At 74.5% G+C, this 20,227-nt stretch carries 16 protein-coding genes; 3 read left to right on the top strand and 13 right to left on the bottom strand.

Annotated elements, in window-relative coordinates; translation table 11 throughout:
• Window positions 1–338: 338 nt before the first annotated feature.
• From ACZ51S_RS03890 to ACZ51S_RS03875, 4 genes are all read right to left on the bottom strand, one after another.
• Window positions 339–698: an NTP pyrophosphohydrolase gene (locus tag ACZ51S_RS03890; protein ID WP_468959518.1), complete on the bottom strand. Its 360-nt coding sequence runs from the start codon at window positions 696–698 to the stop codon at window positions 339–341.
• Between the two features lie 6 nt (window positions 699–704).
• Window positions 705–1,400: a hypothetical protein gene (locus ACZ51S_RS03885; RefSeq protein ID WP_468959515.1), complete on the bottom strand. Its 696-nt coding sequence runs from the start codon at window positions 1,398–1,400 to the stop codon at window positions 705–707.
• Window positions 1,401–1,554: 154 nt separating this feature from the next.
• A complete protein-coding gene (locus ACZ51S_RS03880) occupies window positions 1,555–1,731 on the bottom strand; it encodes a hypothetical protein (protein ID WP_468802912.1) in 177 nt (58 codons plus the stop codon).
• Window positions 1,732–1,742: 11 nt separating this feature from the next.
• On the bottom strand, window positions 1,743–3,905 hold the full coding sequence (locus ACZ51S_RS03875; protein ID WP_468959512.1) for a CHAT domain-containing protein: 2,163 nt from the start codon (window positions 3,903–3,905) through the stop codon (window positions 1,743–1,745).
• Between the two features lie 244 nt (window positions 3,906–4,149).
• Here ACZ51S_RS03875 and ACZ51S_RS03870 point away from each other — a divergent pair, with 244 nt between their 5' ends.
• On the top strand, window positions 4,150–5,892 hold the full coding sequence (locus tag ACZ51S_RS03870; RefSeq protein WP_468959509.1) for a hypothetical protein: 1,743 nt from the start codon (window positions 4,150–4,152) through the stop codon (window positions 5,890–5,892).
• A gap of 5 nt (window positions 5,893–5,897) precedes the next feature.
• The gene (locus tag ACZ51S_RS03865; RefSeq protein ID WP_468959507.1) at window positions 5,898–6,869 is read left to right on the top strand and encodes a hypothetical protein; all 972 of its coding nucleotides are present in this window, start codon (window positions 5,898–5,900) and stop codon (window positions 6,867–6,869) included.
• A gap of 6 nt (window positions 6,870–6,875) precedes the next feature.
• Here the strand turns inward: ACZ51S_RS03865 and ACZ51S_RS03860 are convergent, their stop codons facing one another.
• From ACZ51S_RS03860 to ACZ51S_RS03840, 5 genes are read right to left on the bottom strand one after another with little or no spacing between them, the layout of a single operon-like run.
• The gene (locus ACZ51S_RS03860; RefSeq protein ID WP_468475624.1) at window positions 6,876–7,481 is read right to left on the bottom strand and encodes a hypothetical protein; all 606 of its coding nucleotides are present in this window, start codon (window positions 7,479–7,481) and stop codon (window positions 6,876–6,878) included.
• Window positions 7,482–7,539: 58 nt separating this feature from the next.
• Window positions 7,540–8,772 (bottom strand): MFS transporter, encoded by a 1,233-nt coding sequence (locus ACZ51S_RS03855; protein ID WP_468959505.1) that lies wholly within the window; start codon window positions 8,770–8,772, stop codon window positions 7,540–7,542.
• On the bottom strand, window positions 8,765–10,084 hold the full coding sequence (locus tag ACZ51S_RS03850) for a condensation domain-containing protein (RefSeq protein ID WP_468802909.1): 1,320 nt from the start codon (window positions 10,082–10,084) through the stop codon (window positions 8,765–8,767). Before ACZ51S_RS03850 ends, ACZ51S_RS03855 begins: the two co-directional genes overlap by 8 nt.
• 12 nt (window positions 10,085–10,096) lie before the next feature.
• On the bottom strand, window positions 10,097–10,342 hold the full coding sequence (locus tag ACZ51S_RS03845) for a phosphopantetheine-binding protein (RefSeq protein ID WP_468475621.1): 246 nt from the start codon (window positions 10,340–10,342) through the stop codon (window positions 10,097–10,099).
• Window positions 10,339–12,240, bottom strand: coding sequence for an amino acid adenylation domain-containing protein (locus ACZ51S_RS03840; protein ID WP_468959503.1), 1,902 nt, complete (start codon window positions 12,238–12,240; stop codon window positions 10,339–10,341). Before ACZ51S_RS03840 ends, ACZ51S_RS03845 begins: the two co-directional genes overlap by 4 nt.
• A gap of 59 nt (window positions 12,241–12,299) precedes the next feature.
• Between ACZ51S_RS03840 and ACZ51S_RS03835 the strand changes: the two genes are divergently transcribed.
• On the top strand, window positions 12,300–13,049 hold the full coding sequence (locus tag ACZ51S_RS03835) for an HAD family hydrolase (RefSeq protein WP_468475619.1): 750 nt from the start codon (window positions 12,300–12,302) through the stop codon (window positions 13,047–13,049).
• An 8-nt stretch (window positions 13,050–13,057) separates the two neighbouring features.
• On the opposite strand, the gene ACZ51S_RS03830 is transcribed toward ACZ51S_RS03835, so the two are convergent.
• Genes ACZ51S_RS03830 through ACZ51S_RS03815 form a run of 4 tightly spaced genes read right to left on the bottom strand, consistent with a single transcriptional unit; the run spans window position 13,058 to window position 20,046 of the window.
• Window positions 13,058–14,485, bottom strand: a complete 1,428-nt coding sequence (locus ACZ51S_RS03830; protein ID WP_468475618.1) for an SDR family NAD(P)-dependent oxidoreductase — start codon at window positions 14,483–14,485, stop codon at window positions 13,058–13,060.
• Window positions 14,478–16,940 (bottom strand): HAD-IIIC family phosphatase, encoded by a 2,463-nt coding sequence (locus tag ACZ51S_RS03825; RefSeq protein ID WP_468885044.1) that lies wholly within the window; start codon window positions 16,938–16,940, stop codon window positions 14,478–14,480. The genes ACZ51S_RS03830 and ACZ51S_RS03825 overlap by 8 nt, the downstream gene beginning before the upstream one ends.
• Entirely contained in the window at window positions 16,940–18,772 is a 1,833-nt protein-coding gene (locus tag ACZ51S_RS03820) for an aminotransferase class I/II-fold pyridoxal phosphate-dependent enzyme (protein WP_468475616.1), read from the bottom strand. Before ACZ51S_RS03820 ends, ACZ51S_RS03825 begins: the two co-directional genes overlap by 1 nt.
• Entirely contained in the window at window positions 18,769–20,046 is a 1,278-nt protein-coding gene (locus ACZ51S_RS03815) for an FAD/NAD(P)-binding protein (RefSeq protein WP_468475615.1), read from the bottom strand. The genes ACZ51S_RS03820 and ACZ51S_RS03815 overlap by 4 nt, the downstream gene beginning before the upstream one ends.
• Window positions 20,047–20,227: the final 181 nt, after the last annotated feature.

Genomic DNA, 20,227 nt, shown 5'->3' with positions numbered 1-20,227 from the left:
CCGCGGGCCCGTCAGGCGCGGGCCCGTCAGGCGCGGGCCCGTCAGGCGCGGGCCCGTCAGGCGCGGGCCCGTCAGGCGCGGGCCCGTCAGGCGCGGGCCCGTCAGGCGCGGCTCCGCAGGGCGTCAGGGTGAGTTCGCCGCGTTCGGGTGTGGCTGCCATGGGCCCTCACGTCTCGCTGCCGGACGCGTCCGGGGCGCCGGCGGAGCCCGGGTCTGCCCGGGTTGTTCCGGTCCGGCGGAGAACGGCCCACCAGCCTAGTGCGCGGCCGTGGGTTTTCCCGGGGAAGCCCCGGGCGTGGCGGGAAGCGGTACCCTGCGTCGCCTGCCGGGGGCAGCCGTCAGGAAGGCCGGACCGTCCGGGGGCCCGCGCACGCGGCCCCGTACGCCTTCACCCGTTCGCGCAGCGCGCGGTCGGCGGTGACCACCACGCAGGGGCGGCCGGCGTGGGCGGCGGCGAGTTCCACGATGCGGTCGTCACCGCTGCCGGGCGCGGAGTCGACCCGGACGCCGGGCACGGACGCGATGCCGCGGGCCTCGCCCTCCACGACGAGGATGACCTCCTCGCCGGTGTCCCGCCGGGCGAGCCGGTCGCGCAGCCGTTCGGCGGCGCCCTTGCGGTCGCGCCACCAGCCGTCGGGCACGGAGCCGACGACGTTCGCCGCGTCGACGATCAGGACGGAGGTGAGGGGTTCGGTCACGTTCCGTCATTCTGCCACGGTCGCCTCCGGAGCCACCACGACGAAGACGTCGGACAGCGGGAAGGTGTCGGCGCCGACGCTGATCAGCAGGTCGTAGGTGTCGGGGGGCAGTACGCCGAGGTCGAGGGAGAGCCTGGCGGGGACCTCGGGCAGTTCGCTCTCGCCCTGGGCGCTGTGGGCGCCGATCTCGCAGACCACCGGTTCCCCCGCGAGGTAGAGGTCGTCCCCGAGGTGGCTGAACCAGGTGGTCGCGGCGTCGCGCAGGTCGTCGGTGCGGATGTCGTGCAGGGACCGGAGGACGCCCTCGAGGTGGTCGAGCACCGCGCCGTGGTTCTGCAGGCCGCCGTGCTTCTGCGGGACGAAGGTGCGGGCGTCCTCGGTGCCGGAGAGGGCGGCGGAGACGAGGGGCACGGTTCCGTCGCCGCCTTCGTCGTGGTCCTCGCGGGCCATCGGGGTCTCGACCCCCTCGCCGGTGATCCTGGCCGACTGCCGGGTGGGCTGGTCCGCGCCGGCGACGGGGTGGTGGACGACCTGGCCGGCCTCCCAGGCAGGGTCCTGCCGGTTGGCGGCGGCCGCGGCCTCCATCTCCTCGTAGAACGCGGTGGATCGGCTGCTCCACTGCGGCTGCCGGCCGGGCAGTCCGGCCTTGGCGGGGGTGGTGGCGGCCCCGTCCCGCCCGTACACGCAGCGGTAGACGGGCACGAGCTGGTGCAGGCCGGAGCGCAGGAGGCGGGTGAGGTCGTGCTCGAAGGGGCCGATCCGTTGGGGGGAAGCCGTTGCGGAGGAACTCGACCGCGTTGAGGGACCCGTAGAAGGAGCCGGTCGGCGACGACGCCGTCGCCGAGTCGTCCACGCGTCAGTCGTCCTGGCCGTCGCACAGTTCCAGCTCCTCCAGGGAGCGGCCCAGGAGCGCCAGGGCGGCCGGCACCGCCGGGGACGAGGGCGCCCACAGGTCCGTCCCGTTCCGCGTCAGTACGCTGCCGGCGATGCCGGGGAGCAGTACGACGACGTCGGGCATCGGGATCCTGGCCATGAGCCGGCCTCCTAGGAGGCGGTGCCTCCGCCGTCCCCCTGCCGGTCAGAGGGGTTCCCGGGCGTGAGGAAGGGTTCGGACGCGTCCCCGTAGTGCTGGTAGGCGGCCCACGAGCTCCACCGCTGCCGGTCGGCGCCGCCCTCCTGCTCCTCCCGGGCACGCTGCTCGTAGAGCTTCTTGCGCGCCGCCCGGACGGCCGCGCCCACCGTCCGTTCGGATTCGCCGGGACCGCGTGCGAACAGGTGGGAGTAGAACTCCTCGGCGAAGGTGACCGCCTGGTCGTCGGGGATCCGCCAGGCCGCCCCGATGTAGTGGCCGACCCCGATCCGCAGGAACTCGTCGGCGAGGCTCGGTACGAGGGCCGCCTGCGGGTTCCCCCACGGGCTCCGGCCGGCCGCGTCGGGCGCTCCGGCGGGGGTGCCGGCCGGGCCGGCGGACCCGAGGCGGGCCGTGTAGCAGGCGTTGGCCACGACGATCTGCGGGGGCCGTTCGAGCAGGGCCAGTTCCTGCTCGGTCAGCAGGCCGTCGGCGAAGACCCAGCCGGAGCGCCGTCCGGTGCCGGAGACGTCGAAGGCGCTGTGGCCGCAGTAGTGGACGATGTCGTGGCGCCCGCACAGCAGGGCCCGCAGGACGTCGAGCCGGCGGGCGGGTTCCACTCCCGGCTGGCGGGTGGAGTTCGCCGCGCCGACGAAGAGGCTGACCTGGACGCCCAGGGCCGAGAGCCGGGCGGCGACCGCGAGGGCCTCGCTGCGGGCGCCCGGCAGCTGGAGGCCCGTCTCGGGGTCTCCCGGGTCGCCGATCACCAGTGCGCGCAGTGGTCCGTCCGCCGTTCCTTCGGTCAGCACGCGCGAGTAGGCGGTGCGCAGTTGGCGGGAGAGCTGGGTGCGGATGGCGAGGGGGTCGCGCCGCTCGACGCCGGCCTGCTGGACTTCCGTCAGGAACTCCCAGGGGACGGAGGCCGTGTCGCGGTCCAGTTCCAGCAGCACGGTGGCGTCGTCGGTGAGCAGCCGCTGGAAGTCGGTGGGGACGACGAAGCGGGAGAGCAGGCCGGGCAGTCCGCGCGCGTCCTCGACGGTGGGTTCCGTCAGCCGGCCCACGAGCTCGCGCAGCAGGTCGGTGTCCACCGGGACGAGGCGTTCGGGTACGGTCGCGCGCCCGGTCAGGGCCGCCCAGCGCAGGCCGCCGGTGCCGGACTGGACGGACATCCGCACGGGTACGGAGCCGTCCTGGAGCGCGGTGGGGCCGCGCACCGTCAGCGAGAGGTCGGTGCGGGCCACCTCGGCGAGGCGGGCCAGCTGCTCGCGGACCTTGTCGCGGATGCCGGGTTCGAATCCGGCCAGTACGGCGCTCAGGGCCTGCTCGGCCACGGGGGGATCCGGGCCGCCGGGGGCGGCGGCGTCCGCCGGGCGGGCGAGTCCGGACAGCGCGGTCAGCGCGTACACGGCGGCGGAGGGGACGAACAGCAGGCCGCCCCTCTCCTCGCGGAGCTCCGGCCGGATCCGCACCTGCGGCTGGTTCGCGGCGGCGCCGGTCAGTGCGAGCAGCAGTTGTTCGGCGCGCAGCCGGTCGACCTCCACGACCAGGACCTCGGTGAGCCGGGGTGGCGGTGTCGCCGGGCCCATGGAGGCCAGGGCGGCGGCGAAGCCCCGGACGAGGGCGCGGCCCGCCTGGCCGACGCTGAGGTTCCCGGTGCCGGCGCCGATGAGGACGGTCGCCATCGTCGTGACGTGGCCGACGGCGGCGGCCTCGCCCAGCAGGGAGGCGTACAGCTGGACGGCGCGGGGTTCGGTGAGGGTGCCCATCGGCCCCATGCCGACGACCGCGGCCGACCGTACCGGGCCCTTCCCGCACGGGAAATAGGTGACCTGCCCGAGCTGGGCGTCGATCCAGCCGAGCCGGGTGTGCTCGGTGATCAGCGGGCGGGGGCCGCCGGATATGGCGCGGTCCAGTGCGAGTTCCGCCGCGTCGGGGACCACGGACCGGTAGTGCCCGGTGACGTGCAGATCGGCGGGGACCTCGACGAGGTCGCCCCAGACCACGGTGACGGTGACGGCTGGACCGTCGGGGCGGGGCGGCGGGACCGGAGCCGGGTCGGGGTTGCGGGCGGGCCGGGGGTCGGAGGGCGTCGGTACGCCTTCCAGCAGGTCAGCGATGCGAGCGGCGGGGGTGCTCACCACGCTCCTCCTTCGGGTCGCCCGAGCTTGCGTAGCGGGTGCGCCGCACCTGTCCCCCCAACCGGATTATCCCACCGTTTCCCCGCCGGCCCCGCTCGGGCGGTACCGCGGACCGCTCGCCCGAACGTGGGGGATGCGCGGGCCCGCGGGGCGCGCCACCCGCGGACGCGGGCCCGCCGCCCCGAGGGTGGGGGCGGCCCCGTGCGCGCCGCGCGCCGCGACCGTGTTCCGAAGGGAGGCCACCGTGGACGGCCCCGGGCCGCAGGACGCCCCCGACGAGAACCCCGCCGACCGTCCGCCGCGTCCCCCCGGGCCTGCGGACGGCGGTTCCAATCCGCCGTGGGGGCTGGCCCTGCTGGCCCTCGCGACCACCCTCCTCTCGGCGCTGATGGGCCCGCTGCTCCAGCTGCTCGGCATCCACTCCAGCCCCGTGGCCTCCGGGCTCGTGCTGTTCGCCGTGCTGGTCGGGGGGATCGTCGCCGTCAGGAAGGCCTTCAAGGAACGGCCGGCGATGTCCCGCCGGGCCCGCCGGCTCTCCGTCGCGGGCCTGGCCGTCTTCCTGCTCGCCTGCACCGCTCTGGTGGTCGTCTTCCGGCCGCGCCCGCCGCCTCCGGACCTGGCCCGGCTGCCGGGGACGCAGGGCGTGGCCGTGGTCGGCTTCGCGGGCGTCGGCCAGGGCCACGACCAGCGGGTCCTGGACGACGTGTCGGAGGCCTTCACCGCGACGCTGCTGGAGGACCGGCTGCCGGAGGGCGGCACGGCGCGGGACTACGCCCGGACCACCTCGCCTCCGCTGGAGGTGCTCGCCGGAACCGGCCGGGACCGCCGGAAGCTGGACGACTGGACGGCCGGCTTCGTCGACGAGACCAACGCCGGGATCGTCGTCGGCGGCCTGGTCAGCGCCGACGCCGCCGGGCAGATCGGGCTGCGGCCCGCCGTGTACGTACGGGCCGCGCAGGTGCTCGACGCGCCCGAGCTCGCCGGGTGGTACCTGAGCGGCCCGATCCGGCTCGACCAGGACTGGAACTCCGACACCGGCCGCAGGCACGTGATCGCCGAGCTGGCCCGCCGTACGCGCGGGCTGGCGGGCTTCACGCATGCCCTCGACCTCTGGCGGGCGGGCCGGGTCGCCGATGCCAGGCGGGAACTGGACCGGCTGCTGGCACCGGCCGCGGACGGTGCCCGCGACGACGGGGCCGAGTTCGTCACGGCCGACCTGGTGCGCCTGTTCCGCGGACACGCCCTGGAGCAGATCGCCGTCGGCCTCCCGGCCGCCGGGCGGGCACCGTACTTCGAGGCGGCCCGCGCCGACTACCGGGCCATCGCCCCGGACGGCCCGATCGCCCTGCGCGCCCGCCTCAGCCTGGCGGGTGCCCGGTACCAGCTGGCGCTCGGGCCGAAGCCCAGCTGCCTCCCCGGAACGGTGGACGCCGAGGCGCTGGCCGCCGCCTCCACCGAGCTGCGCGCCCTCGCGGCGGACGACGCCTTCACCGAGACCGGGCGGCTGCGGGCGTCGGTGAACCTGGCCCAGGTGGAGCAGTGCCGGGTGACGGCGCGGCTCGTCCGGGACGACGGGACGGTCGAGCGGGCCGTGACGCGCGTCCGCTCCGCCCAGGGGGGCGGCGCGGCGGTCGAGGAGCTGCGGGTGCTGGCCACTTCCATCGCGGCGGTGCACGCCTACGGGCGGGGGGACCTGGCGGGGGCGGTGGCCACCATGAAGGAGGCGGTCGCCAAGGAGCGCGGCTTCGCCCGGCGCGGCCTGTGGCAGGCGCTCGCGGCCGGCTGGGAATTCCGGGGCGGGGACCTGGCGGCGGGCTGCGCGGACCTGCGGGAGGCGCTCGGCCAGCTCCGCGACGCCCGCGCCAAGGGGGAGATCACCGCTCAGCGGTACGAGGAGATCGAGGACGCGCTCCGGCAACAGGCCACGGCCGCGAAGGCCCCCTGCGCGGGGGCTCCGCAGGACGTCCCCCCGTCGAAAGGACCCTGATACACGTGAGGCCACGCACCCTGCTCCCCGGCATCGCCATGCTGGGCTGGCTCGTCACCGGCTGCGGCTCGGACTCGACCTCCGGCACCTCCTCGGGCGGTGCCACCGAGGTGCCCGTTCCGCCGGTCACCACCAGCCGCGCCGCCGACGCCACCTCGGTCGCGCCGACCGTCCCGTCGCCCGTGTCACCCTCCGCGTCACCGTCCGTGACCGCCGACCCGGCCACGGACGTGCTGCTGGCGCAGCAGATCACGCTCCTCGCGGCCGGTGACGGGGCCGTCCCGGACTGCGCCGCCGACCTGGGCCGGATCCCGGGGGCCGGCGAGGTTCCCGCGGTGTGGATCGGCAACATCCGCGGCCGGGACCGGGTGCTGACCCCGGACGAGGTGGCGCTGTGCCTGAACGGATTCGCGCCCGGTGAGCCCGTCGAGGTCACCGTCACGGCCGGTGGCAAGCAGTACACGACCACGGCGCGGCCCGCCTCTTCCGGGCTAACTTCCAGCACGCTCGAACCGTCCGACTCGCTCTTCGCCCATCGCGAGCTCGCGGTGCACGAGCTGGGCAACGGCGTCCTGCAGAGCGAGAAGTGGTGGTTCGTGCCGCCCGACACGGCGCGCGAGGACCTCGCCGCCGCGGGCGAGCTCACGATCCGGGCGACCCAGGGCGCGCTGTCCGCCCGGCACAGCCACCCGGTCGAACTCCCCGACAGGCCGGACCGCATGCGCGTGGACGAGGGCAGCCACCGCATCCTCGTCCACGGCTTCGAGCCCGGCACGCGACTGCCCGTGGGTCTGTACGCGGCCGACGCCTCCTCCGACAGCGCCTCGCTGGTCCGCCGGATCGGCACGGTGGTGATGCCCCGGTCGAGGACGGCCGTGTTCACCGTGCCCGCCGCCGTGGTGGAGGAGACGCGCGGCAAGGGGGTGTACTGCGTCACCGTGCCGATGGAGGAGCAGTACAACTGTCCCGCACCGTGAAGAGGTTCAGCGGTAGCGGGCGGAGGCCGCGGCGAAGGGCGTGGCGTGCGCCGGTACCGTGGCGAGGAGGGCGACCCAGGAGCCGTCGGTGAACTCGATGTCCATGCGGCCGAACTGCGCGGCGCCGCCCGGGTTGGCGCGTACGGCGGCCACGGCCGAACGGGGCACTTCCCAGTACTGCTTCATCACCGGCGTCGTGTGCCACAGCGGCGACACGTCGCCGAGGGCGAACCACCGCCGGTCGGTGAGGGCCAGTACGCAGGCGAGCGGACCGCGTACGTTGGCCCGGCTGATGACGAAGTCTCCGGCGGAGCTCTGCCAGCCGCCCTCCATGCCCTTGGCGTCCGGCGCGTCGGACGTCCGGCCGCTGGGGTCCGCCGCGCCGGCCGGCCTCGGCCGCCGCGGATCCAGCGCCCGGGGCTTGGCCAGGTGCCGCAGCGGGCGGGACAGTCTCGCCTCGATCCGCTGCTGGAGGCCGGCCGGCTCCGGGGGCGCGAGCATCGACTCGGGAGGGGTGGGGACCCCCGGTCCGAGGTCGTGGGAGCAGACGGCTATGAGGTGCTCCCCCGGCTGGAGGAACTCCCGGGCCTGTTGGCGCCTCTCCTCGTTCAACGGGTGCGCTCCTGTCCTTCTTCGGGTGGTCATGTCCGGTGATGGGCATTCTCTCCCATCATCCGGCTTTCATGATCACCGGGGCGGGTGTACGCCCCGCCCTGCCGACCAGTCCCGCCGCCGTGGCGATCCAGGCCAGCGCCTGCACGACGCCGGCGGTGGCGAACAGGGCGGCGGGCGCGAACTCGGCCGCCACCCAGCCGCCCAGCAGCGCGGCCGGCAGGATCGCCGCGAAGGAGACGGCGCGGTTCACGGCGACCACCCGGCCCATGAACTCGGCGTCGATGACCCTCTGCCGGTACGTGAACCAGCCGACCACGATCAGTGAGGTCGCCGCACCCGCCACGGCCCAGGCCGGGGCGAGGAGCCGGACGTCCGCGGTGACGGCGGGGGCCAGCAGGGCCACGGCGAGCGCGCCCATCCCGGCGGACAGCAGCCGGCCCTCGCTGAAGCGTTTCAGCAGCCGGGGCACGAAGGCGGCGCCCGCCACCGCGCCCGCGCCCTGGGCGGCGACGACCAGCCCGAGGACGAAGCTCGACTGGCCGGTGGCGTCCGTGACCACGTACACGAGGTTCGCCTCGACGGCGTGCACCGCGAAGTTGGTCAGGGTCAGCAGGACGGTGCCCTGCCGGAGCACGGGTTCGGCGAACAGGAGCCGGAATCCCGTGAGCAGGTCGGGGCCCATCCCGCGCACCGCCTCGCGCAGCGGGGTCCTCGCGGCGGTCGCCGGGGAGGCGGCGGTGAGGAAGACGAGGAGGGCCGACAGGGCGAACGAGACGGCGTTGACGCCACTGGCCGCGGCCGGTCCGAGGAAGGCGACGACGCTGATGCCCGCGATCGGCCCGAGCATGTTGAGCAGGCTCTCCGACCCCTGGACCCACGCGTTCATCACCGCGCGCCGCTCCTGCGGGACCCGTTCCATCAGGAAGCCCTGGAAGGCGGGGAAGTACAGCGGGCGCATGCAGGCCAGCACGAACGCGGCGACGTACACCACGGACACGGGCGGGCTGTCCAGCAGGCACAGCAGGCCGATCCCGCCGACCACCACGGCCGAGCACAGGTCGCAGCCGGTCATCAGGCGGCGCCGGTCCGCCCGGTCGGCGACCACCCCGCTGAACAGCCCGACCAGGACGTACGGGACGAACTCCAGCGCGTAGGTGAACGCGGCCAGGAAGGCCGACCCGGTCAACTGGAGCACCAGCATCGGCAGCGCGAAGCGGAATACCCAGTCCCCGCAGGTGGAGACGATGAACGCGGCGCGCAGCAGGCCCTCGTCGCGGCGGTCAGTCACGGTCGCCGTCCAGCGCCAGCAGCGGTTCGCGGACGACGGTCTCCAGGAGGGCGACCAGGCGGTCCAGCAGGCCGGTGACGAAGGCCTCGGGCAGCCGGTCGGCCTGGTAGTACGCGGCCAGTGTCAGCTCGTCGCCCCCCGCTTCACCGACGAGCATCAGCTCGCTGCGCGGGCGGAAGCCCTCGTCCGACAGGGGGAAGGGGGTGGTGGTGGCGGGTGTCAGGTCGAGGCCGCCGCCGTGGAGCTGGGAGTAGAGCATGTTGAGGACGACGCCGATGGGGGCGTCCGGGTCGGCGTACTCCTGCGGGTTGAGGGCCTTCACCAGTTCGGCGAAGGGGACGGCGGCGTTCTCCTGGGCGTCGAGGCTGTCGGAGCGCACGCGGCGGAGGGCTGCCCGGAAGGTGCCGGCGCCGGACAGGTCGCTGCGTACGACGAGGAGTTCGGCGAGCGGGGCCACCAGGTTCTCGCGGCCCTCCGTCTCCCGGTTGTAGACGTTGACCGCCACGGCCTGGTCGTCCTTGCCGGTGTGCTCGCGCAGGGCGACGTTGAGGGCGCACAGCACCAGCATGAAGAGGGTGACCCGCTCCCTGGCCGCGAACCCCCGGACCTCGGCGACGAGTTCCGGGGACAGCCGGCGGACCTGGTAGCCGCCTTCCGGCGCGGCGCCGGGCTCCCGCTTGGGAACGTCCAGGCGGGGTATCGCGCCGGTGCCGGCCAGGCGCTCGCGCCAGAAGGACATCATGCGCTCGCCGTCGGGGCCCGCCAGCAGGAGGCTCTGTTCGCGTACGTGGTCCCGGTAGGCGTACGCGACCTCCGGCAGCCGCGCCTCGCGGCCGGCCGCCAGCTCCCGGTAGAGGGCGGAGAGTTCGTCGGTGAGCACGCCGCGTGCCCAGCCGTCGACGACGAGGTGGTCGAAGACGAGGACGACGAAGTGGTCCTCGTCCCCGACGCGCACCACGCTGACCCTCAGCCGCTCCTCGCGTTCGGCCGGGAGCGGGCGGTCCGCCTCGGTCCGCACCAGGGCGACCGCCGCGGCCTCGTCGCCGTGGGCGTCGTGCACCTCGGCGCGCAGGGTCACGGCCGGGTGCACGGTCTGCCGCCGGGGGCCGTCGAACCGGGTGCGCAGGGCCTCGTGGCGCTGCGCCAGCCGGGCCAGGGCCTGGTCCAGCCGGGGCAGCTCCAGCGGCCCGCGGACCCGGTAGGCCTGGGAGATCGTACGGACGGAGGGGACGCCGAGGGCGCGGCCGCGCTCGTCCATCAGCAGCCGGCCCTCCTGGTAGCTCAGGGTCGGCAGGGACAGGGGTGCGGACATGTGCGTGTGCTCCTAGGCGGTGGGGAGGCCGCTGGCGGCGCGCTCGGCGACCAGGTCGGCGAACTCGCCGAATTCGGGGTACTCGAGGACCTCGCGCATGGTGACCCGGACACCGAGGGCCGCCTCCAGCCGGGCCACCATCTGGGTGGCGAGCAGGGAATGGCCGCCGAGGAGGAAGAAGTCGGACTCCTCGTCGATGGCGGTGCCGAGGACCTCGGACCAGATCCGCTCCACGGTCTCCCGTACGGGGGTGCTCATCGGGACTCGCTCTCTCCGGCGCGCAGCCGGTTCCTGTCGATCTTTCCGTTGGCGGTCAACGGAAGCCTGTCGATGACGATGTAACGGGCGGGCACCAGGTAGGCCGGCAGGGCGGCGCGCAGTCCCGCGCGGACGGCCTTGGCCAGCTTCCGGTCGTCGCCCTCGATGTACGCGGCGAGCCGTTTGCCGCCGAGGGGGTCGCTCTCCACGAGGACGCAGGCGCCCCGTACGCCGGGCTGGGCGAGGACGGCCTGTTCGATCTCACCGGGTTCGATCCGGTGGCCGTTGATCTTGGCCTGGCCGTCCTCTCGGCCGAGGAACTCCAGGGTTCCGTCCGGCCGGAAGCGGGCGAGGTCTCCGGTGCGGTAGCAGCGGATGCCGCGCAGCCGGCCGGACGCGGGTACGGGGAAGCGCTCGGCTGTCTGTTCCGGGAGGTTCAGGTAGCCGGCCGCCAGGCCGTCCCCGGCCGCCCACAGCTCGCCCGGCACGCCCGGGGGGACGGGGTGGCCGGAGCGGTCGACCACGTACACCCGGGTACCGCGGACGGGGGTGCCGATGGGGATGGTGGCCGCTCCCGGCGCCGGGGGTTCCCTCAGCGGGTGGCAGCAGGTGAAGGTGGTGTTCTCGGTGGGGCCGTAGCCGTTGACCACGGTGAGGCCGGGGTGGCGGGACAGTACGGTGGCGACGTGGTGCGGGGAGACGACGTCGCCGCCGGTGAACAGCCTCCGTACGCCCGCGAAGGCGTCGGGGCGGTGCTCGGCCAGCTGGTGGAACAGTCCGGCGGTGAGCCAGAGCGCGCTGACCGCCCGTGCGGTGATCAGGTCGGCCAGCTCGGTCAGGGTCAGCGGGCCGGGCGGGGCGACCTCCAGGCGGGCGCCCCGGGCCAGGGTGCACCACACCTCCAGCAGCGCCGCGTCGAAGGTGGCGGGCGCCAGGTGGAGGACCGTGTCGCCGGGGCCGAAGTCGATCCGTTCGTCGCGGGTGAGGCGGGCGATGCCCCGGTGGGTGAGGCGGACGCCCTTGGGCTGCCCGGTCGACCCGGAGGTGTACATCACCGTGGCCACCTCGGGGGCCGGTGCGTCCGGTGTTTCCGTGCGGGGGGCGATGCCGAGCACGCTGAGGGTGGCCCCCGGCAGTACGGCGGCTCCGGGCTCGGGGGGCCCGGCCGTCAGGGTGAGGGCCACGGCAGGACCCTCCAGCATCAGGCGCAGCCGGGGCTCGGGGTAGTGCGGGTCGAGCGGCACGGCGGTGGCCCCGGCCATCGCCACGGCGACGGTCGCCGCCACGGATTCCGCGCTCCGCTCGAACAGCAGTCCCACGGCGTCCCCGGCGCCGATGCCGCGGTCCCGCAGCGCGCGGGCGATGCCGTTGGCGTACTCCAGGAGCTCGCGGTAGGTCAGGGAGCCGCCGTCGCAGGACACCGCGACGGCGTCCGGTCGGCGGGCCGCCCAGGCGGCGAACATCCGGTGCACCGGCTCATCGACGGGCCCGGTGTCCTCGCCGGACCAGGCCGAGAGCTGCTTCCAGCGGGTCTCGTCCGTCAGGTCGAGCTCGCCGAGCGGGCGGCCCGGTTCGGCCAGCGCCGCGGCGACGAAGGGGCCCGCCGCGTCGGCGATCGCGACGGCGACGTCGTCCGGCACGCCGGCGAGGGGGAACTCGGCGGCGCCGTCGGGCCGTCGCAGGGCGGACGGCCCGTCGGCCGCCGCGCCCGCGGCCGGCCCGGCGGCGAGGGTCTCGCTGTCGGACCGGCACAGCCGCGCCACCAGCGCCGCGCACGCCGTGCCGAGGACCCGCTCGGCCGTGGTCCCCGCCGCCCGCGCGAGCGCTTCGGCCGCCGCGACGGCTTCCGCTTCCAGCCGGATCACCCGGGCGGTGTGCCCGGTCACGTTCGACGGCATGTCCAGCCCCTTCCCCTACGATCTTGAAAAGTCCGTTCAGCCGACCGAGGGAGCAGGACATGACCACCCTGATCGTCTTCGACATCGACGGCACGCTGCTGCGCAGCGTCGCCCCCCATCAGGCCGCCTTCCACGCGGCGCTGGAGGACTGCGGGCTCACCGACATCGACTCGGCGTGGGGCGGCTACGCCCACCACACCGACTCGTGGATCTTCCGCGAGGTCTTCCGCCACAACACCGGCCGCCTCCCCGGCGAGGCCGAGGTCCAGCGGTTCGCCGGCCTGCTGAACGAGCACTTCCTGGCCGTGACCGCCCGCGAGGGCGTCGAGGAGATACCGGGCGCCGCCGCCTTCCTGCGGGCGCTGGAGGCCGACGGCGCGTACGCGGTGGCCTTCGCCACGGGCGGCCTGCGGGAGGTGACGGCGGCCAAGCTGGCGCCGCTGGGCGGCGGGGCCGGCGGGCCGGTGTCCACCGCGAGCGAGCACACCTTCCGCGAGCACGTGGTGCGCGAGGCCGTCCACCAGGCCGTCGAGCGCAACGGCGGCGGCTTCGAGCGGGTGGTGTGCGTGGGCGACGGCCCCTGGGACGTACGGGCCGCCGTGGCGACGGGCAGCGAGTTCATCGGCATCGGCGCGGCCACGGCCCCGTTCGGCGACTGGTTCCCGCGCACCCACCTGTTCGCCTCCTTCGACCAGGTCGACCCGGCCGGCGACTTCACGCTGGTTCCGCCGGCCGGACGGGTCGCCCCCGAGCCGGACCCGGACAAGGTGTTCACCGCCCGCCCGGTGGCCTGCCCCTGCTGGAACTGACCGCACGCTCACGTCCCGGCCTGCTCGGCGACGACCCGGACCAGCCGGTCGAAGCGGCCGGCGCCGGTGAGGGCGGAGGCGGGAAGCCGGATGCCGAACTCCGCCTCCACCGCGAGGACGATCTGCAGCTGGCCCAGCGAGTCCCAGCCCGGGGTGAGCCCGACCCCGCCGCCGCGTACGTCGACGCCCGGGCCCAGGACCCCGCGCACGGCGGCCTCCACCCGGTCGGCGAGGTCCCCGGGCGCGGCGGCGGGTGCGGCGGCGGCCGTACGCGGGGCCGGGGCGCCGTCCCGTGACGGTACGGCGGCGTCCTCGGGGGTGCCGTCGAGGGCGAAGCGGGTGGCGCCGCCCGTGGTGAGCCACACCCGCCGCGCGGGGGCGTCCGCATCGGCGGCTTCGGCGGCGACGACCTCGGCCACCTCCTCGGGCAGCAGGCCGAGCCCTTCGGGGCGTACATCGGCCGAGTAGCGGCCCTGGACGTAGCCCGGCTCCACGACGACGGCGCGGATGCCGTGGGCGCCGTGGTGGCGGTCGATGCCGTGCAGCACGCTCTCGGCGGCGGCCTTGCCGGCGACGTAGTCCGACCAGCCGCGCGGATGGTAGCGGACGGCCTCCGAGCCGATCAGGACGACGCTGCCGCGCTGGCGCAGCAGCATCCCGTCGAGGACCGCGTCGGCCAGGTCGCGCAGTGCCGCGTAGCCCACCTCCAGATGTGCCGCGTGGCCGGCGGCCAGCGGTGCGGCGGCGGCGTGCACCAGGGCGGCCGGTCGCAGCGCGGCGAGCTTCCCGGCCGCGGCCCCGCGGGCGGCGGGGTCGGCGAGGTCGGCCGTCACCGAGTGCACGGTGGCTCCGGCCTCCTCGCACTGCCGTACGACTTCCTCGGCGCCGCCGCGGTGTACGAGCGCCAGGTCCCAGCCCTGGCGGGCCAGTTCACGGGCGACGGCCGAGCCGATGTCCCCGGCGGCGCCGGTGACGACGGCGGTGCGGGCCGCGTCGGCCGGGATCAGCAGTCCGCCGGTGGTCGCGTCGGGGCGCGGGCGCGGGGCGCGGGCTGTGCTGCGCACCTCCCCCTCGAGTACGACCTCGCGGTCCTGGTACGCCAGCACCCGGCAGGTCAGTACGCCGGCCCCGCTGACCGCGGTCACGCGCAGCGAGTAGTGGACGGGCCGGCCGAAGGAGACGGGGCGCACGGGGCGGAACTCCGTGCCGAGGATGACCGCCCCGGGTCCGGGCAGCACCATGCCGATCAGCGCGGACACCGGGCCGAGGGTCATCACGAGGGGAACGATCGGTGCGCCGAACTCGGTCTCGGCGGCGTGCCCGGCGTCGTGGTGCAGGGGGTTGTGGTCTCCGGTGACGGCGGCGAAGGCCGTGAACTCGGCCGCGGTGAAGGTGTGGCTGCTGTGGGCGATGTCGCCCGGCTTGACGTCATGCACGGTGGTTCTCCGCCTCGGTGTGGTCGACGATCCGCAGCCACGCGGGGGCGTGGTGCTCGCCGGTCAGGTCCAGCCGCCAGGTCCCCTCGGCCGCTCCGGGTCCGAAGCCGGCGTCCGCGAACACGGAGCGGCAGGGCGCGTTGCGCTCGGTCGGGGTGACGAGCCCGTGCAGGCGGGTGCGTCCGCCGGCGGCCAGGGACGCCGCCAGCCAGCGCAGTGCGCCCTCCTCGACGCCGCGTCCCAGGACCCGGCAGGACAGCAGGTAGGTATCGACGGTGCTCTCGGTGCCCTGGTGGGTGAGCACCAGCAGGCCCAGGTCCTCGCGGGCGCTGAACCGGTCGGCCACGGCGAGGACGAACACGTCCGAGTCGGGGGCCGTGGCGAGGCGGCGCAGTTCGGCGCGGCTGTACCGGCGGGTCGTCGTGTTGAACTGGTTGGTCTTCGCGCAGAGTTGTTCGGCGCGCGCCGTGTTGCCCTCGGTCAGGGGGCCGACGTGCAGTTCGGTGCCGAGCGAGGCGTAGAAGTCCTCGATCCGCTCGAAGCCGCGCCGTTGGCGTTGCACCTTCTCGCGGGCGCGGTACTGCTCGGTGCGGCGCCGGTCGGCGTCGGTCACGTTGAACACGGTGGTGTAGGGGCTGTCGAGCAGGGCGTCGGCGTACCCGGCGGGGTCCTCGGGCAGCTCCGGCACGATCACCTGGGGCAGGAACTCCCGGACCCGGGCGCGCTCCACGGGGTTGTCGTCGAGGAACAGCACGTGTCCGAGGCCCACGTTGAGGCGTTCGGCGATGTCGGCGATGGCTTCGGCCTTGGGCCGCCAGCTGATCTCCGTCGCGACGAAGTCTTCCTCGCGCAGCACCATCCCGGAGTGCTCCCGGATCGCGCGCAGAGCGAGGTCCTCGTCGTTCTTGCTGCTGATGGCGAGGGCGACTCCCTGTTCGCGCAGGGTTTTGAGGGCGCGCTGGAGCCTGCTGTGCGCGTTGCCCGGGTGGTCGGTGCCGATCTGGATGCCGTCGATGCCGTCCTCGCCGACGACCCCGTGCCACAGGGTGTTGTCGAGGTCGGTGACGATGACCCGTGCGGTGCGGCCGGTCACCGACAGGGTGAGTCCCCAGAACCTGCGGGCCAGCGCGCGGCTCAGGGCGGTGCCGTAGGGGACGCGGCCCACCAGCCACAGCCGCTGGTCGACGAGGGGGCCGCCGCCGGCGCGGGCGATGATCTCGGACAGTTCGACGACGTGGACGTGTTCGTGGCCGTCGAGGGCCTCCCGCAGCAGCCGGTCCGCCTCGCGCAGCAGGGGGCCGGTGGACAGCGGGGAGGGCTGGAGCGGGGCGAAGGAGAGGACGAAGACCGGCCGGTCGGTGGTCTCGGCGTAGGCGCGGACCAGGCCGGTGTAGTGCTCCATCGCCGCGGCGAGGCGTTCGCCGTCGGCGGGGCCGAGGGTGTCGGAGGCGAGGACGTCCTCCAGCCGGTCGGTGAAGAAGCTCACGTGCGGGTCGAATCCGCGCAGGCCGGAGGCCGGGTCGTGGATCTGGCGGGCGAGAGTGCCGTACTCGGGCGCGTAGACGGTGTGCGGCGCGGAGCCGAGGACCCGCCGTCCCTCGGCGCTGATCTCGGCGGCGAGGATCTCCAGGTTGCGGGTGCCCAGCAGGGCCAGCCGTACGGGCGCGGCGGCCAGCTGGCGGGCCCGGTGCTCGATCACGCGGGGTTCGCGGACCAGGACGTACGGGTCCGTGGTGATCAGCTCGTCGCACGTGCGGGCCAGTTCACGGGTGGACACCGCCTCCACGGCGGCCCCCCACAGGCCGGTGCGGGCGAGCGCGCCGTCCTCGCGCAGCCGGTCGAAGACGGGGGTGAAGTCCAGGGTGGAGTTCAGGGCGGTGTCGCGGACGATCATCTCGAGGTCCACGGCGACGGGGCCGGCGCCGAAGTCGGCGGTGCCGCTCACGGTCATGGGGTGGCGGTACGGGACCTTGCCGAGCTCCTCGTAGCGGTGGACCTGGGTGCAGGAGTTCCATTCGGCGCCGAGGGTGACGATCCGCGCGTCGTGGCGTTCGAACACCTCGAAGACGGTGCCCGCGCCGAAGGCGGTGTCGGGCGGGCAGGCCGCCAGCTCGTCGGCGAGGGGGCCGGCCACGGCGAAGGAGTACACGGGGTGGGGGGTGCGGCGGACCTCGGGCAGGCCGAGGAACCATTCGACGAGGACGCCCGTGTTGGGGGCGGAGGTGCGGTGGTGGTACTCCTTCGTCCGGCAGAACTCGAAGGTGACGGCGGGCAGGGCGACGGTGATGCCCTCGGCGACCAGTGCGCGCAGTGCGGCGAGCAGGTCCCCGCGCAGCCCCTCGGCGGGGGTGCGGAAGGCGAACAGGCTGGAGTGCAGCACCATCAGGCGGTCGTGCGGGCGCAGTACCGACTTCAGCGCGGCATGGATCTCGTCCCGGCGGGACGCGGCGGGCATCACGAGGCCCCCGTGGCCAGGGGGGTGGGCCGTTCGGCCATGACGGCGGCGAGCGCGTCGGCCAGCCGGGCGTTCTCCTGGGGGGCGCGGCAGGCCACCCTGAGGTAGCGGTCGCCGTCCGGCATGGACTTGCCGCCGCAGTCCTTGATGAGGATGCCGTGGCCGGAGAAGGTGCGCCGGACGACGTCGAGCGCGGAGGTGCCCTCCGGCAGGCGCAGCATCACGTAGTTGGCGTCCGGGGGGTACACCGTGACGCCGGGCAGGGCCGCGAGCAGGCCGGCGAGTTCGTCGCGGTCTCGCCGGACCTGGGCACAGCTGGCGGCGAAGGCGTCCCGGTAGCGGGGCAGCAGTCGCAGGAAGGATTCGGCGAAGCCGTTGACGTTCCAGATGGGCAGGGCGGCGCGGACGTCGGCGACGAAGCCGAGGTCCGCCGAGAGCAGGTAGCCCAGGCGCAGTCCGCCGATGCCGTAGACCTTGCTCATGCTCTTGACGACGGTCAGGCCGGGCAGTTCGGCAAGGTCGGGCTCCAGGCTGTGGCCCGGTGCGCAGAAGTCCACGAAGGACTCGTCCACGACCAGCCGGATCCCGGCGGCGGCCAGCAGGCGGGCCAGGGTGACGAGGTCGGCGCGCGGGACGGCCATCGAGGTGGGGTTGTTGGGCGAGGTGATGATCACGGCGGCCACGCCGGCCCGCCGTGCTTCCTCGGCGACCCGTGCGGGGTCCATGGTGAAGGCCGGGGCGGGCAGGTGAATGCGGTGGATGTCGGCCTCGTCGAAGACGGCCTCGTACTCGTTGAAGCCCGGGACGACGAGCCCGACGCGGCCGAGCAGGCCGCCGAGGATCTTGATGAGTTCGGAGGCGCCGTTGGCGACGACCAGTCGGTCGGCCGGCTGGCGGATCGCGGCTCCGAGGAGCTGCTGGAGCGGCAGGTGGCCGACAGGGTAGTGGACGAGGGCGTCGCGGAAGTCGTGGGCGAGCTCGTCCACCAGGGACGCCGGCGGGAAGTACAGGTTGTACAGGAGGCGGTGGTCGACGAGGTCGTAGCGCCAGTAGCCGCCGTGCAGGTTCTCCAGGATGGTCAGCCGGTCGTCGTCGTCGGCGAAGAGGTACTCGGCGGCGGCGTGGTCGGTGAGGTCGTCCACCTCGTACCAGCGCAGGTGACCGCAGTCGACGCCGTGGACGGGGAAGCGGCCGCCGGTGACAGTGTCGGCGATGACCAGCTCGTAGTAGGCGCCGTGGCCGCCGTCGGCGATCAGGGCGGTGAGCGCGGGTACGAACTCCTCGCGCAGGTAGCGCTCGCGCAGCAGGTGGACGTTGGCGGTCTTGAAGGTCTCGCCGAGGTCGATCCCGGGACCCTGCTGGGCGGGCAGCAGCATCGCCGAGACGGTGCCGTCGGCCCTGAGGGTGACGACGGTGCCGTTCATCGGAGGGTGGTGCGGAGCCACGGCGGTGATCACCTCACCCTCTTCGGCGGCGAGCGCGAGGGGCAGTTCGGGGTCGAAGACCACGTCGCCCTCGACGAGGTAGACGTCCTGGTCCAGCTCTTCGCGGGCCAGCCACAGGGAGTAGGCGTTGTTGGTGGTGCGGTAGGCGTCGGAGTGGACGTACGTGACGCTCATGCCCGCGTGGGTCTCCCCCACCGCGGCGCGCACCTCGTCGGCGAGGTGGCCGACGACGAGGACGGCCTCGCGCACGCCCGCGGCGGCGAGACTGTCGAGCGTGCGGAGCAGGATGGGCGTGCCGGCCACCGGGAGCAGCGGCTTGGCGTGGTCGAGCCCGAGACGGCGGCCCAGTCCCGCGGCGAGGACGACTGCCTTGGTCGGCCTTTTCATGTGTGGTTCTCCCCCGTGGTCGTGGTGTGCAGCAGGTCGTCGAGGACGATCTCGCCGATGTCGTGCTGGTAGAGCCAGACTCCGTCGGCTCTGCGGGTGTAGCTCGGTTCGCCGCCGATGTCGGCGGAGGGGGCCAGTCCGGCTCCCAGCCCGTACGCGACGAGCCGTGGGTGGGCCGTGCCGTGGACGTCCACGAGGTGGCCCCGGTCCGTGACGACGGTGCCGGTGGGGCCGGTGGCCGGGGTGAGCGCGGTGCCGTCGGCGTGGTGCAGGGGCGGCAGGTCGGCCTCGAAGCCGTTGGCCATGACGATGACGTCGGCTTCGGCGAGCGCCTTGTGGGCCGCTTCGGTGTCCCTCGGGTCGCCGGCGCGGAGCAGGCGCACGGGTGCGGGGGCCGTGCCGGGCAGGCCGAGCGCGGCCCTGGCCAGCTCGTGGGCGCGGCCGCGCAGGCCGCCGTAGCGGTTGACGCGGCCGTTGACCGGACAGACGTCGAGCTCGGGGTCGAAGGCGTACCCGTCGGCGCGCGCCTCGTCGGCGCTGTCGTACCACAGCCGCAGGGCGGTGCGGTGGATCACCGTGATCCCGTCGGTGTCCCCCGCCAGCAGCAGGTCGACGGCGGACCAGGCGCTGTGCGAGCCGCCCACGACGACGGCCTTGCCGCGTGCGGGGGGCGGGGTGTGGCGGGCGTCGATGAGCGACGAGGAGTGCACGACCTTGTCACGGTGGGGGGCCAGTTCCAGGCCGGGTGCCACCTCGGCGTCCGCGTACCCGGTGAGCGGGCGGCCGCCGGTCGCGAGTACGGCGCGCCGGGCGGTGATCCCGCGGCCGGAGCCGGTGGTGACGACGACGCCGTCGGGGGTGAGCCGGACGGCCTCGGCGCGGTCCCGCAGGACTTCGCAGCGCGGGTGCGCCTCCAGCAGGCCGGCCACGACGGCGCCGAGACGGGTCAGGAAGGGGGCGACCACCGACAGCGGCGGGTGGCCGTCGGCGTGGGCCCTCAGCAGCCGGGTCTCGGGCAGGTCGTGGAGCGCGGCGAAGGGGCCGGTGTCGCCGAGGCCGTCGAGGCACTCCAGGAAGGGGCCGCCGAGGGAGTTGGCGCCGATGCGGTAGTGGGCGAGGCCGCCGGGTCCGACGGGTCCCGGTTCGACGAGGGCGATGCCCCGGCCGAGCAGCTCGTCGAGGCGGCCGGAGCGGGCGGCGGTGATGACCGGGCCGAGTGCTGCGGGTCCTCCACCGCAGAACACAAAGCCGAAGGAGTGGTCGGCAGACGGCAAGAGAGTTTCCCCCAAGAGCATGGTTCTCCGTCCCGGCATAACCGTCTGCTTGGTGTGCAGGAGTTGCGCTGGGAATGGCTGAACTGATCGCCGAATAAACCAAACACGGGGTGAACGATAAGTCAACACAGCTTGATCGCGGAGGCCGCGACTGGTCATGTCCGTTCACCGTGCCGTGGGT

It is taken from the genome of Streptomyces sp. NPDC034043 (genome assembly GCF_055575675.1).
The sequence above is the reverse complement of the archived record's forward strand: the minus strand, read 5'-3'. Positions and strand labels throughout refer to the sequence as shown.